This window comes from Geodermatophilus sp. Leaf369 (assembly GCF_001424455.1).
Taxonomy (GTDB): domain Bacteria; phylum Actinomycetota; class Actinomycetes; order Mycobacteriales; family Geodermatophilaceae; genus Klenkia.
Map to the genome: position 1 here is coordinate 1,499,878 of NZ_LMQA01000001.1, position 13,150 is coordinate 1,513,027.

The 13,150-nt window shown below is 72.6% G+C and carries 14 protein-coding genes; all 14 read right to left on the reverse strand.

Translation table 11 applies throughout. The features are described from left to right. Positions 1 to 13: 13 nt before the first annotated feature. The 14 genes from ASG36_RS07445 to ASG36_RS07505 all read right to left on the reverse strand — a co-directional run bounded on the left by ASG36_RS07445 (position 14) and on the right by ASG36_RS07505 (position 13,038). Positions 14 to 805, reverse strand: a complete 792-nt coding sequence (locus tag ASG36_RS07445) for an IclR family transcriptional regulator (RefSeq protein WP_055761396.1) — start codon at positions 803 to 805, stop codon at positions 14 to 16. A 24-nt stretch (positions 806 to 829) separates the two neighbouring features. After that, positions 830 to 1,546, reverse strand: a complete 717-nt coding sequence (locus ASG36_RS07450; protein WP_055761398.1) for a class II aldolase/adducin family protein — start codon at positions 1,544 to 1,546, stop codon at positions 830 to 832. Next, the gene (locus ASG36_RS07455; protein ID WP_055761401.1) at positions 1,543 to 2,769 is read right to left on the reverse strand and encodes an NAD(P)/FAD-dependent oxidoreductase; all 1,227 of its coding nucleotides are present in this window, start codon (positions 2,767 to 2,769) and stop codon (positions 1,543 to 1,545) included. Before ASG36_RS07455 ends, ASG36_RS07450 begins: the two co-directional genes overlap by 4 nt. A 1-nt stretch (position 2,770) precedes the next feature. Continuing rightward, on the reverse strand, positions 2,771 to 2,965 hold the full coding sequence (locus ASG36_RS07460) for a ferredoxin (RefSeq protein WP_055761404.1): 195 nt from the start codon (positions 2,963 to 2,965) through the stop codon (positions 2,771 to 2,773). A 23-nt stretch (positions 2,966 to 2,988) separates the two neighbouring features. Further along, positions 2,989 to 3,798, reverse strand: coding sequence for a 3-(cis-5,6-dihydroxycyclohexa-1,3-dien-1-yl)propanoate dehydrogenase (gene hcaB, locus ASG36_RS07465; protein WP_055761406.1), 810 nt, complete (start codon positions 3,796 to 3,798; stop codon positions 2,989 to 2,991). Beyond that, a complete protein-coding gene (locus tag ASG36_RS07470; RefSeq protein WP_200944356.1) occupies positions 3,795 to 4,184 on the reverse strand; it encodes a hypothetical protein in 390 nt (129 codons plus the stop codon). The genes hcaB and ASG36_RS07470 overlap by 4 nt, the downstream gene beginning before the upstream one ends. Beyond that, positions 4,181 to 4,852 (reverse strand): 3-phenylpropionate/cinnamic acid dioxygenase subunit beta, encoded by a 672-nt coding sequence (locus ASG36_RS07475; protein ID WP_091247057.1) that lies wholly within the window; start codon positions 4,850 to 4,852, stop codon positions 4,181 to 4,183. The genes ASG36_RS07470 and ASG36_RS07475 overlap by 4 nt, the downstream gene beginning before the upstream one ends. Then, complete coding sequence (locus tag ASG36_RS07480; protein WP_082522842.1) at positions 4,849 to 6,297, reverse strand: Rieske 2Fe-2S domain-containing protein; 1,449 nt, start codon at positions 6,295 to 6,297, stop codon at positions 4,849 to 4,851. Before ASG36_RS07480 ends, ASG36_RS07475 begins: the two co-directional genes overlap by 4 nt. A gap of 80 nt (positions 6,298 to 6,377) precedes the next feature. Continuing rightward, positions 6,378 to 6,671: an aldehyde dehydrogenase family protein gene (locus ASG36_RS22870; RefSeq protein WP_369794068.1), complete on the reverse strand. Its 294-nt coding sequence runs from the start codon at positions 6,669 to 6,671 to the stop codon at positions 6,378 to 6,380. After that, positions 6,587 to 7,843, reverse strand: coding sequence for an aldehyde dehydrogenase family protein (locus tag ASG36_RS07485; protein ID WP_200944358.1), 1,257 nt, complete (start codon positions 7,841 to 7,843; stop codon positions 6,587 to 6,589). The genes ASG36_RS22870 and ASG36_RS07485 overlap by 85 nt, the downstream gene beginning before the upstream one ends. A 36-nt stretch (positions 7,844 to 7,879) precedes the next feature. Beyond that, on the reverse strand, positions 7,880 to 8,653 hold the full coding sequence (locus ASG36_RS07490; protein WP_055761409.1) for an SDR family NAD(P)-dependent oxidoreductase: 774 nt from the start codon (positions 8,651 to 8,653) through the stop codon (positions 7,880 to 7,882). Beyond that, positions 8,650 to 8,940 (reverse strand): hypothetical protein, encoded by a 291-nt coding sequence (locus tag ASG36_RS22295; RefSeq protein WP_055761412.1) that lies wholly within the window; start codon positions 8,938 to 8,940, stop codon positions 8,650 to 8,652. Before ASG36_RS22295 ends, ASG36_RS07490 begins: the two co-directional genes overlap by 4 nt. Beyond that, complete coding sequence (locus ASG36_RS07500; RefSeq protein WP_055761413.1) at positions 8,937 to 10,925, reverse strand: hydantoinase B/oxoprolinase family protein; 1,989 nt, start codon at positions 10,923 to 10,925, stop codon at positions 8,937 to 8,939. The genes ASG36_RS22295 and ASG36_RS07500 overlap by 4 nt, the downstream gene beginning before the upstream one ends. A 13-nt stretch (positions 10,926 to 10,938) precedes the next feature. Beyond that, positions 10,939 to 13,038 carry a hydantoinase/oxoprolinase family protein gene (locus ASG36_RS07505; RefSeq protein WP_055761416.1) on the reverse strand — a complete coding sequence of 700 codons (2,100 nt, stop codon included), beginning with the start codon at positions 13,036 to 13,038 and terminating at the stop codon, positions 10,939 to 10,941. Positions 13,039 to 13,150: the final 112 nt, after the last annotated feature.

A 13,150-nucleotide genomic window follows, 5' to 3' on the forward strand; every position in this document is an offset into this window, starting at 1 on the left:
CGGGCGCGGGGCCTCAGAGCAGCAGCCGGTCGATCTCCTCGACGGCGGCGAACAGGTGGGTCAGGACGTCCTGGCGGACCTCCGGGGTCAGCCGGCTCAGCGGCACGGAGGCGTTGACCGCCAGCCGGGGTGCGTGCCGGGCGGGCAGGGCGACGGCGAGGGAGCACACGCCCTCCTCGCTCTCCTCGTCGCTGGTCGCGAAGCCCTGGGCGCGGACCTGCGCCAGCACCTCGAGCAGCAGGGTCCGGGTGCCGATCGAGTGCGAGGTCAGCTGGCGCAGCTGCTCGTCGGGGTAGAGCGCGCGCAGCTGGTCCTCCGGCAGACCGGCCAGCAGCACCTTGCCGTTGGAGGTGCAGTGCGCCGGGATGGACCGGCCCAGCCGGCCGCCCACCCGCAGGGCGCGACTGCTCTCGATGGAGTCGATGAAGTGCACGTCGGCACCTTCCAGCCGACCCAGGTGCACCGTCTCCTGCAGGTCGGCGTTGAGCTTCTCCAGCACCGGCCGCGCCCGCGCGCGCACGTCCAGCCGCCGCAGCACACCCATGGCCAGCCCGTCCAGCGTCGGACCGGGGACGTACCCGCGGGTCGCGGCGTCCTGCCGCACGTAACCCCGGAACTGCAGCATGGCCAGCAGCCGGTGCGCCGTCGAGGACGCCACCCCGAGGTACTGGCTGACGTCGGTCAACCGGAGCGAGGGCCGCTCGCCGAGCAGCAGCAGGACCTTGAGCGCGTTGTCCACCGACTCGATCGGGTACTGCGGCGAGGCGCCGTGCTCGGGCGCGGGCGGGTAGAGGGCGCCGTCCATGCCTGCAGCCTAGGTGCCCCCCGATCACGGGAGGTTCGCCAGTTCGTGCCGCCAGGCGGTCGCGTGGTTGAAGCCCGACCCCAGGTCGGGCAGCTCGGCGAGGTCCTCGGGCGGCAGGTCGACGAGGGTGCCCCCGGCGGAGACCACCGCCAGCTCCAGGCGGGCCAGCCGGTCCACGGACAGCGCGTGCAGCACCGCCTCCTCGACGCTGCGCCCGGCGCTCGTCAGACCGTGCCCACGCAGCAGCACCACCGGCCGGTCGCCCATCGCGGCCACCATCTCCCCGGCCAGGCGACGGTCCCGGACCAGGACGCCTCGCGGGTACACGGGCACGCCGGCGGCGGCCAGCTTCGTGCCGGGCATGTCGAAGGCACCGACGACCGGGCGGATGGCCAGCCCGGCGAGGTCGGCCGCGACCACGGCCGGCGGGTGGGCGTGCACGACCGCGGCCACGTCCGGCCGGGTCCGCAGCACCTCGGTGTGCAGCGGCAGCTCGTTGGGCACGGTCCACTCCCCCAGCTCGCCCTCGGCACCCGGCTCGCCGTCCAGGGTGACCAGGTGGACGTCCTCGGCGTTGGTCCAGCGCAGCCCGCGCTCCTGCGGGCCGCGGCAGCGCACCAGCAGCAGGTCGTCGTCGACCCGCAGGCTGACGTGCCCCAGGTAGCCGTCGGCCAGCCCGCGGGCGGCCAGCACCCGGCAGGCGTCGGCGACGAGCTGCCGCTGCGTGGCGAGGGTGCTCACGCCGCCGCCTTGGCCGGGGGCAGCGCCGTCACCTGGGCCACCGCGTCGGCGAACCCGGCGCCGGTCGAGACCAGGCGGCGGCAGGTGACCAGCGCCTTGGGCCAGTTCACGGTGACCGCGCCGCGCAGCCGGCCCTCGTCGTCGGTGTAGAGGACCGCGCCCCGCGCGGTGTCGCCGTCGAGGGTGCCCACCAGCTCGTGACGGGTCGCGCGGGCGGGTCGGCCGACGATCTGGATCCGCCAGTCGTACTGGTCGCTCCAGACGTACTCGACGGGGGCGTGGGCCCGGAGGTCGTCGGGGTGGGCGATGTTGTGCGCGGCCACCACCGCGGAGTCCACCGCGTTGGTCCAGTGCTCGACGCGCAGGTGCTCCTGGTGGCCGGGGTGGTACCAGCGGGCCAGGTCGCCCACGACGTAGACGTCCGCGGAGTCGACGGCGCGGCAGTGCTGGTCGCAGGTGACCCCGTTCTCCACCAGCAGGCCCGAGGTGGCCAGCCAGCCGTCGTTGGGGGTGGCCCCGATCCCGACGACGACAGTGGCCGCGGGCAGCGACGTCCCGTCGGTGAGGGTGACGGTGAGGTCCCCTGCCCCACCGGTGACCGACTCGACCCCGGTGCCGAAGCGGGTGCCGACCCCGTGCCGGGCGTGCAGGGCGGTGAAGTGCGCGCCGACCTCGTCGCCGACCACCCGGCCGATCGGGGTGGGCAGCGGGTCCACCACCGTGACGTCCCGTCCCAGCGCGTGCGCGGTGGCAGCGACCTCGGCCCCGATGAACCCGCCTCCGACCACCACGACCGGGCCCTCGTCGGCCAGGTCGGCACGCAGGGCCCCCGCATCGGCGAGGGTGCGGACGACGTGCACCCCCGACCCCACCGGCCAGGGCGAGGGACGGGCCGCTGCGCCCGTGGCCAGCACGACGACGTCCCAGTCCAGCACCGAGCCGTCGGCCAGGTGCAACTGCTTCCCGGCGACGTCCAGGCGGTCGGCAGCGGAGCCCAGCCGAAGTTCGACGTCGAGCTCGGCGGCCCGCTCGGCGGTCAGCAACCGGATCTTCGCGATGTCCCAGGCGCCGGCCAGGAACTGCTTGGACAGCGGCGGCTTGTCGTAGGGCAGCTCGGACTCCTCGCCCACCAGCACGACCCGGCCGGCGAAGCCGGCGCTGCGCAGCGCCTGGACGGTGCGCACCCCGGCGACCGAGGACCCTACGACGACGACGGTGGACACGTCAGTCCTCGACGGCCAGGGCGCTGACCGGGCAGCTGCGTGCGGCCTCGTCGACCCGTGCCCGGTCGGATTCGGGGATCTCGTCCTTCAGCAGCACCACGACGCCGTCGTCGTCGATGTCGTAGACGTCGGGGGCGCCGGTGATGCAGTTGCCGTATCCCTGGCAGGCCTCGTGGTCGGCGGTGAGCCGGGGCATGGTGCTCTCCTCTCGTCGGTGGATCAGGAACGCTTGCGCGGGGCGGCGCCGAGGCCGATCCCGCCGTCGGGGTGCAGCGAACCGCCGGTGATCCCGCGGGAGCGGTCCGACGCCAGGAACACGTAGCTCCAGGCGTGGTCGGCGGCGGTGAGCGCGACCTGCAGGGGCACCCGGGCGGCCAGCTCGGCCGCCCGCCCGGGGGTGTCGCCCAGACTGCGGTCGGCGGTGCCCAGGCTGGCCGGTCCGCGCAGGTCGGTGCCCAGCGTCCCGCCGGGGGCCACGGCGTTGACCCGGACCTCGGGGGCCAGGTCGTGGGCGAGGGCGGTGACCAGCCCGCGGACGGCGAACTTCGAGGCCAGGTACAGCACGCCACCCCGGCCGGGGTGGTAAGACGACGTCGACTCGGTCAGCAGGACCACCCCGTTGCCGGCGGCCTGCAGGTGCGGGAGCGCGGCCTGCACCGAGCGCAGGTGGGACAGCACGTTGGTGTGGAAGACCTCGTCGAAGGCGGACTCGAGCAGGCCGGGGTCCAGGTCGACCACCGACCGGTAGAAGTCGAAGATGCCGACGCAGTTGACCAGCAGGTCCAACCCGCCGAAGGCCTCCACCGCCGCGGCGACGGCGGCCTCGTTCGCCTCCTGGGAGGTTGCATCCCCGGCGGTGACCGGGACGTCGGGCTGGTCGTCCTGCAGCGCGCGGCACTTGTCCGGGTCGCGTTCCAGGACGGCGACCCGGGCGCCCTCGGCGAGGAAGGTGTCGACCACCGCGCGGCCGATTCCCGACCCGGCGCCCACGACCAGCGCGCGGCGTCCTTCGAGCCACCCGGCGGTCACTGGCTGCCGCCCTCGACGGTCTCGGGTCCCCCGCCCTCGCGGACCGAGCCGTCGGTCACGACGCCGGCGGTGGATTCGGGGATCAGCGGCCCGAAGGGATTGCCGATCATGGCCGAGAAGGTGGCGGTGTTCTGCCAGGTCAGCGCTTCCATCTGCATCGGGTCCAGGGCGACCCACTGACCCGACTTCGGTGACTCGATCAGCAGCCGGGAGCCGTTGCGGGTGTCCACCCGGTGCACCCTGACCTCGGCGAACTCGTTGGCGATGGTCAGCGGCTCGCCCCGGGCGCCGGCCAGCAGCGCGGCGTGCTCGGCCGCGGCCCGGCGGGCAGCAGCGGCGTCGACGTCCTCGCCCTCCCAGGAGAGCGGCTCGCGGGGTGCGGTCACAGGAAGATCGCCAGGTTCTGCATGCGCATCACGGAGTCATCGACCAGGATGACCCGCCGCGCCAGCTTCCAGTGCCCGTCGACCAGCCGCAGCAGGTCCTCGCGGCCGGCCGAGATGAACGAACCCTCGCGCACGTCGCCGCGGTTGCGGAACAGCAGGGTGGCCGACTCCACCACCAGGTGGTCGGCGTCGTCGGTGGCGAACGTGCGCACGTTGGACAGGTGGTGCCGCAGCCGGGACGGCGGGTCCTCGGTCCAGGCGTGCTCGGTGAGGAAGCGGGCCACCCGGCGGGACAGCGAGTACTTGTCCTCGTCGAAGTGCGCCATGCCGCGTGCGGTGTCGTAGCCCGCGCCCAGGGCCGTGGTGACCCGGACCGGCATCAGGTAGTGCACGTCCTCGGTGATCAGCTCCAGCCAGTCCTCGTAGGCCTGGGCGTCCAGCAGCCAGGCCTCGTCGACCAGCCAGTGGTGGGCCTGCAGGTGCCGGGGGTCGTCGAAGGGCAGGCTGGCGCCCACCCGCTGCACGCGGGAGGCGTGCCGGCCGAGGACGGACTGCTCGCTGAGGGTCTGCGCGTCGTCCCCGGTCGGGTTGCCGGCCGGCACCGGGTGCGGGTCGGTGATCGCGGTGACGGCCGCGCTTGGCGGGGCCTGCGGCAGGTCGGTGCTCACGCCTGCGCCACCGTCCCGCCTGGCAGCTCCGCGTCGTTCGCGCTGGGCGAGGTGCGACCAGCCGCGTCCTGGGCCCCGGCCCCGGGTCCGCCCACGGTGAGCGTCGCGGCCTGCACCGGTGGCTTCTCCAGGTCGTCGGCCCAGCGGTTGAGCAGGGCGCGCTGGTTGTGCTCGGAGTACCCGGTGCGGGCCTCGCCTGGGCCGTGGAAAGCGTCGGGCCCCAGCGGCGGGACCACCGGCTCGCCGTCCTCGAGGATGCCCATCCGGCTGTTGAGCAGCAGCCGTCGGGCCATCGAGCCGGCCGCGGTGTTGGTCAGGGAGACCCAGTTCTCCACGTCGTCCTGCTCGAACATGCCGGTCGAGCCGAAGCACATCAGGTAGGCCTTGTAGCTAAGCGCCTTGAACTCCTCCGGGGCCTCCGCGTCGACGGCGAACCAGGACAGCACCTCGGTCTCGTCCTCGCTGATCGGCTGCCACTGGCGGATGGAGATGAAGGGCAGCACGTCGTCGGACTCCCCCACCCGCGGCCAGTTGTGCACGAAGGAGAGGTTCGGGTAGATCGACGCGGCACTGATCATGAAGCCGTCGTCGCCGATCACCTTGAGCTGGTCGGCGGTGAACTGCTCCTTCATCCGGTCGACCATCTCCTGCGGGTAGCCGACGTAGCGCAGCCGCTCGTCCAGGTCGCCGTCGGGCAGCTTGTACGTCGTGCCACCGCCGGCCCCGGCCCAGTAGGTGGCGCCGTCCTTGCGCTTCTCCGCCTTGGGCTCGCGGAACAGCCCGATCTCCACGACCGACGTGTGGGTCTGGGGGGTGTGGTACATGTCGCCGGCGAAGTTCTCGGCGCCGATCTTCCAGTTCGCCTTGACCCGCCAGCGCTGCGGACCGCGCAGCTCGATGCCGCTGGCCGACTGCTTGGTGTAGTAGTCGAGGTAGAAGCGGAAGTCGCCGAGGAACTCCTCCAGCGGGGGCGCATCCGGGTCCATGGACAGGAAGATCATCCCGTTGTAGGTGGCCAGGCTCGGCGCCGGCAGCAGCCGCTGCCCCTTGCGCTGGAAGCCGGCCTCGCCGCCGTAGGCGTCCTTGTGGAACGGCAGGCCGACGATGCGGCCGTCGTTGCGGTAGGACCAGCCGTGGTACGGGCAGCGGAAGTGGCTGGCGTTGCCGACCTCGGCGCGGCACACCTGCATGCCGCGGTGCAGGCACATGTTGAAGTGCGCGCGGATCTCGCCCTGCTCGTCCCGGGTGAGGATGAAGGAGTCCTCGAGCACCCGGCGGACGACGTAGTCACCGGGCTGGGCGATCTCGGACTCGTGGCCGACGAAGACCCAGGCGCGGGAGAAGACGCGCTCCTTCTCCAGCTCGAAGATCTCCTGGTCGTTGTAGATGTGCGCCGGGATCATGCCGCGCCGCACGTCGGCCAGCACGGTGGTCTGGTCCGCCATTGTCGACTCCCCCTCATTCCTTCTGTCAAACAGAACTGTTCTCTTTCCAGTAGAGACCAGACCGCCCGGTCCGTCAACCGTCACTCCAGGACGACGGTGACCGCCTTGGTCTCGGTGTAGGAGAGGAGCTCGTCGACGGACTCCTCCCGCCCGACGCCGGAGGCCTTGACGCCGCCGAAGGGCAGCCCCCAGTAGTGCCGGGAGGAGCCGTTGATCCACACGTAGCCGGCCTGCAGCGCGGCGGCCATCCGGTGTGCCCGGGTGACGTCGGAGGTGAAGACGCCGGCGGTCAGGCCGTATTCGGTCCGGTTGGCGATCGCCACGGCCTCGTCCTCGTCGCGGAAAATGAGCACCGACAGCACGGGGCCGAACACCTCCTCGACCGCAGCGGGGTTGTCCGCGCCATCGGGCCCAGCACGGTCGGGGCGACGTACCAGCCCTCCGCACCCACGGTGTCCGGTCGGCCACCGCCGACCAGGACGGGTGCCCCGGCGGCGGTGGCCGCCGCGATGGCCCGCATCGACTTCTCGTACTGGCCAGCGTCGACCACGGGCCCCATCTGCGTGCCGGTCTCGAGCGGGTGGCCGACCCGGATGGCCCGGACCTGCTCGACCACCGAGGCGAGCACCTCGTCGGCGATCGACTCGTGCAGCAGTAGGCGACTGGTGGACCCGCAGGACTGCCCGGCGGTCGCGGTGAAGTTCATCCCGAACACCGCGGCGTCGGCTGCCTTCGCCAGGTCGGCATCGGGCATGACCACCAGGGCGTTCTTCCCGCCGAGCTCCAGCGTGACGTGCTTGACCCCGTGCTCGGCGGCCTGCCGCTGGATCAACCGCCCGGTCGGCTCCGCGCCGATGAACCCGATCCGGCGGATCAAGGGGTGGGCCACCAGCGCCGCACCGGTCGTCGCCCCCCGGCCGCTGACCACGCCGCACAGGTCCGGCCCGAACACGTCGGCGGCGAGCTCGGCCATCCGCAGGGCCGACAGCGGGGTCTGGTCCGGCGCCTTCAGGACGACGGCGTTGCCCGCCACCAGCGGGGCCGCCACCTTGCCGGCGGCGAAGAACAGCGGGTGGTTGAACGGAACGATCCGACCCACCACGCCGTAGGGCTCCTGCGCGGAGTAGTGCAGGTTGCCTGACAGCGGGTAGGTGGACCCGCCCAGGGACAGCGCGTGGTCGGCCATGATCTCCAGCAGCGTGGCCGCGGCACCCACGTCGGCCTGCATGACCGCCAGCGGGAACCCGGCGTCGAGCGCGTCGAGGGTGGCCAGCTCGTCGGTGTGCTCTCGGAGGAGCGCGGCGAACTCCCGCACCTTCCCGGCCCGGGCCCGGGCCGGCAGCCGCGCCCAGGCCCGCTGGGCCTCCCCGGCCGCACGGACGACGGTGTCGACCTCGGCGGCCGAGCAGTCGGGGGCGTCGGTCAGCGTGCGGCCCGTCGTCGGGTCCTCGACGTCGTACCGGGCGGACGTCGGCACCGCCCGGCCGCCCAGCTGGATGTCGAGTCGGCGGTCCAGGACGGTCCGGGCTGTCTGCAGGTCGGTCACGAGGTGTCTCCTCCGTCGTCGGGTACGGGTACGGGGTCAGCGGTGCAGGACGCCGCCGTTGACGCTCACCGTCTGGCCGGTGACCCAGCGGCTGTCGTCGGAGAGGAGGAAGGCGACCACGCCTACCATGTCCGCGGGTTCGGCATCCCGGTGCAGCGCCTGCGCCGCCTGCATCGCGGTCCGCTGCTCCGGGGAGACGGTGGTGCGCGGCACCTCCGTGTAGGTCGGGCCCGGCGACAGGGAGTTGACCCTGATCGAGTCGCCGCCCAGCTCGTGCGCCATGGCGTGGGTCATGCCCGCCACCCCGCCCTTGCTGGCGATGTAGTGCAGGTACCCCGGCCGGCCCAGCCAGACCGCGTCCGAGCCCACGTTGACGATGCTCGCGCCGTGGCCGGTCCGGGCACCCTCCCGCAGGACGGGCAGCAGCGCGCTGGTGACCAACCACGGACCGCGCAGGTTCACCGCCATGAGCCGGTCCCACTCCTCGGGCGGGATCTCCCAGAACGGCCGCATCGTGATCGTGGAGAAGATCGCTGCGTTGTTCACCAACCCGTGGACCGCGCCGAACTGCGACGCCACGGTCTTGGCGAAGGAGGTCACCGCCGTCGGGTCGCCGACGTCGAGCGGCACGAAGGTCGCCGCACCCCCGGCGCCCACCAGGTCGGCGACGACCGCAGCGCCCTTCTCCGCGTCGAGGTCGGCCACCACGACCGTCCCCCCGTCGGCGACGATGCGCTGGGCGTACGCCCGACCCAGGCCCTGCGCGCCACCGGTGACGACGACGACCCGGCCCAGCAGCGGGCCCGTCACCGGGACACCACCGAGCGGGTGCGGCCCGACGGCTCGTCGCCGGGCACGATCTCCGACTGCAGGAGCGTCAGGCACCCGGGGCAGAAGGTCTGCCGCAGGACGACGGGGCGATCGGCGAAGTGCCCGGAGTCGGCCCGGACGGACGGCCCGGCCGTCCGCGGGTCGGACTCGCGGACGCGGGCGTCGCGCAGCGGCTGCTGCGCCACCCCGAGCGCCGCGTCGCAGTGCCGGCAGCTCACCGCTCCGTCGTCGTCCTGGACCAGGTTCTCGTCGATGTGGACGGTCATGCCGGGACCTCCTCGGCCTCGAGCCCCGCCCGGCTGCGCCGCAGCGCCGCACGGCGGGTCGTGGTGGCGTCCTCGTCGACGGCGCCCCGGTCGTCGACGACGACCCCGTACACGTCGCCGGCACCGGCCGGGGACACCTTGTGGGCGGTCAGGTCCGCGGCCACCGCAGCCGGGTCGCGGCGCAGGGGGTCGCCGTAGCCACCCCCGCCCTGCCAGTGCGTGTAGTAGACGTCGGCGGCGCCGAGGTCGGTCTCGTGGTGGGTGGGCACCAGGTCGGTGGTCCCGGCGAGCTCGTCGAGGGATGCCGGGATGCGCCCGGCGGCGAACCGCGCGTGCACGTCGGTGTTGCGCACCAGGACGTCGTGCTGGGTCCCGGCCGGCAGCCCGCCGGAGAGCCCGCCGGCCAGCGGGAGGGCCTTGCCCGGGGCCGAGACCACCAGGTGCACCCCGCCGAGCGGGCTGTCGTACGGGATGAAGCAGCTGGAGGCACCGACCCCGCCGCGGAACCGGCCCGGTCCGCCCGAGTCGGGCTCCTCCCGGCGCCACAGGTAGAGCATCGGGAAGGCGAACTCGTTCATCTCGACGTCGGCGACCCGGCCCATGGGGATGCAGGCCAACCCGCCGGTGTCGACCCCGTCGGAGTCCGACCGTGCGCCCAGGCCGCCGGCCATGGAGTCGCAGAGCATGGTCACGAAGCCGCCGCCGCGCTGGTCGACCCCGGCGAGCAGCGCGAAGTCCCACGTGCCGCAGCAGACGCTCATCAGGCGCTTGCGGTGCTCGGGGTGGGTGTCGAGCATGCCCGCGAGGCACTCGGTCGCGACGTTCGTGGTGGCCCAGCCCGACGCGACCGACGCCTTGCCGATGCCGGCCGGGAAGGTGCAGTTGTTGATGGTGCCGGGCTCGCTGATGATCTCGATGCAGCGGTAGATGCCACCGCAGGCCCACGGGATGTCCCCGCACACCATGGTCAGCAGGACCGGCATGATGCCCCCGCGCAACCCGGCGAACGTGCAGTTGATCAGCCCGTCCACCTGCGGGTCGGTGCCGGTGAAGTCGAAGACGAGCCGGTCGTCGGTCTTGGTCAGCGTCAGCACGATCCGGTAGATGCCGCGGTCGCCGGAGCGTGCGGAGTCCTGGTGGGCGACGGAGCTCCACGAACCGTCCGGGATCTCCCGGAGCTTGGCCCGCAGCCGCTGCTCGGCGTCGTCCATGGTCCGGCGCATCACGGCCTTGACGACGTCCGCGCCGTACTTGTCGCACAGCGCCCGCAGCCGCTCGTGCGCGACGTTGTTGGCGCCGATCTTGGCCCGGAGGTCCAGGGCGACGAGCTTGGGCACCCGGGAGCGGCGCAGCCAGACGTCCTCGATGTCCTGGCGGATCTCCCCGCCCTCCACGATCTTGACCGGCGGCGTGGGGAGGGACTCCCAGAAGACGTCGGTCGCCCCCACCGACCAGCTTCCGGGCGAGACACCCCCGAGGTCGACCTGGTGGGCGACCGCGCCGGTCCAGCAGAACAGCTCGCCGTCGACGAACAGCGGCGCGAACAGGCTGGTGTCGTTCTGGTGCAGCCCGCCGCCGACCCAGGGGTCGTTGCACAGGAACATGTCACCGGGGGCGATGCCCGGCCGGGCGCACCGGTTGCGGAGGGTCCAGTTGGCGGCCATGTCCAGCGATGCGGCCAGCTCGGTGTTGTAGAGACCGACCTGGACGACGTCACCGACCTCGTCCATGATCGCGGCGTCGAAGTCGTTGCAGTCGGTCACGACGACCGACCCCGACATGCGCTTGAGGGCCTCCCCCATCTCCTCGGTGATCGAGGTGAGGCGGTGCCGGACGACTTCGTAGGTCAGCGGGTCGAGGGCGTCGACCACCGACCTGTCGACGTCGTGCAGCCGGACGGAGTCCCCGACGATGCGGCGGGTCTCCTCCGGGGTGGTGGGGAGGTTGGCGAACTTCTCGGAACCGGCGACGGGGATGACGGGCACGTCAGCTGTCCTCTCAGGCCTGGGTGTAGCGGATGACGAGGTTGCCGAGCCGGTCGACCCGGCCGACGCAGCCCTCGGGCAGGGCGACGGTGGTGGTGGGGGCCTCCACGACGGCGGGGCCCTTGATCTCGTGGCCCTCGGCGAGGTGCCGGTAGTCGTAGATGTCGGCGTCCTGCCAGCCGCGTCGGGCGTCGAGGAACACCCGGCGGCTGGTGACCGGACGGGCGTCGCCGTCCGCCGGGCCGACCGGGGTGAGCCGGGGACGGATCGGCAGCACGCCGACCGCCTGGGTCCGGTAGGTGATCAGCTGCAGGCCGGCCTCGGCGAAGCCGGAGCCCTTGCCGTAGAGCTGCTCGTACCGGTCGCCGAAGGCCGCGCCGACGCCGGCCAGGCCGGCCTCGTCGAGGTCGCCGACCGGTACCGGCGTCGCCACCTCGGCGAGCTGCATCGTGTAGCGCAGGTCGGCCTCGGACCGGTACTCCACGTCGGCGAACCGCAGCTGCTGGGCAGCGAGCCGGCCGTCCAGCTCCGAGCGCAGCTGCTGGAATGCACCGTTGAACTCGGCCGGATCGGGCGGGAAGTTCGTCGGGGACGAGAGCTCGGCGGTCAGCACGATGTCGGATGCGGCCAGGCCGTAGGCGGAGAACACCGCGGCGGTCGGCCCGAGCGGGACGACGACCTCGCTGATCTCCAGGTCGGCCGCGTAGCTGGCGCAGTGCATGGGTCCGGCCCCGCCGAAGGCGTAGAGCACGAAGTCGCGGGGATCCTGCCCCGACGTCACCACGACCTTGCGGACCAGGTCGGCGGTCTGGGCGTTCTGGATCGCGTAGATCGCCGCGCACGCCTCGTCCACCGTGAGGCCGAGCGGTTCGGCGATCTTCGCCCGGACGGCGTCCGCGGCCAGCTCGACCGAGAGCTGCTTGCGACCGCCGAGGAAGTTCTCCGGGTTGACGATCCCCAGCAGGAGGTCGACGTCGGTCACCGTCGGCTCCGTGCCGCCCTCGCCGTAGCAGGCCGGACCGGGGCGGGCCCCGGCACTGCGGGGTCCGACGTGCAGGTTGCCGCCTGCGTCGACCCAGGCGATCGCACCGCCGCCGGCACCGATGGTGTGCACGTCGACCATCGGCACATTCACCTGGTACTGGTTCAGCACCGTGCTCGTGGTGGAGACCGCCTCGCCGTCGACGACCAGGCCGGCCAGGAACGTCGTCCCGCCCATGTCGGTGGAGATCACGTTGCGGTGCCCGAGCTCGTCGGCGAGCCGGGTGCAGCCGACGACCCCACCGGTGAGCACCGAGCCGATGGTGGTGATGGCCCGGGACGGCGCGTCGGCGGAGTCGACGCATCCGCCCGAGCCCTGCATCACCAGCAGGGAGCCGCTGAACCCGTGCTCGCGGAGCTCGGTCTCCAGCGGGCGCAGGTAGTCCCGCAACCTCGGTCCGACCTGGGTGTTCATGATCGTGGTGGCGCTGCGGGCGTACTCCCGGATGCGCGGGCTGACGTCGCTGGACAGTGCGACGTACAGGCCCGGGGCCTCCTCGGCCACGATCTCCCCGATGCGCAGCTCGTGCGCCGGGTTGCGGAAGCTCCACAGCAGGCTCACCGCGATGGCCTCGGCGCCGGCCGCGACGAGCTCACGGATCGCGGTGCGGGTCCCCTCCTCGTCCAGCTCGACGACCACGAAACCCTTGTGGTCGATCCGTTCGTCGATCTCCCGGATCAGCTGCGGGGGCACGAGCGGGCGCGGCTTGTCGGTGCGGACCATGTCCTGCACCCGGTCCGAGCCCAGCCCCGCGTAGCGGCCCTCCAAATTCATGATTGCGATGGAGTCGCCATGGCCCCGGGTGGTGAGGAACCCGACCGTCGCAACATCCCCGGTGACCAGCGCGTTCAGGGTCGAGGTCGTGCCGTGGACGATGTAGTGGGTGTCGGCGAGCAGTGCGCCGGTCTCCACGCCGAGCTCGGCGGACAGCTCGTCGAGGACGGTCAAGAACCCGCGCGCGAAGTCGGGCGGCGTGGACGGCGTCTTGACGCCCGCCACCCGCCCTTCCCCGTCCGCAACGAAGGCATCCGTGAAGGTGCCGCCGATGTCGATGCCGATCACGTAGGCCATGTCGTCTCCTGGCGTCCGGGTGTTCCGCGTCGGCAGGTTCGCCGAGCGAGAGATGTGATTGGGACCACCGGAGCCAACACTCCTGATACCTCTGCTGTCCAGTAGTTGTTTC

Bases quoted from the DNA above. Each gene is read 5' to 3' on its own strand.
- ASG36_RS07505 (WP_055761416.1), bottom strand. From the start codon at position 13,038: ATGGCCTACGTGATCGGCATCGACATCGGCGGCACCTTCACGGATGCC.
- ASG36_RS22295 (WP_055761412.1), bottom strand. From the start codon at position 8,940: ATGACCGTCCACATCGACGAGAACCTGGTCCAGGACGACGACGGAGCG.
- ASG36_RS07460 (WP_055761404.1), bottom strand. From the start codon at position 2,965: ATGCCCCGGCTCACCGCCGACCACGAGGCCTGCCAGGGATACGGCAAC.
- ASG36_RS07445 (WP_055761396.1), bottom strand. From the start codon at position 805: ATGGACGGCGCCCTCTACCCGCCCGCGCCCGAGCACGGCGCCTCGCCG.
- ASG36_RS07480 (WP_082522842.1), bottom strand. From the start codon at position 6,297: ATGGCGGACCAGACCACCGTGCTGGCCGACGTGCGGCGCGGCATGATC.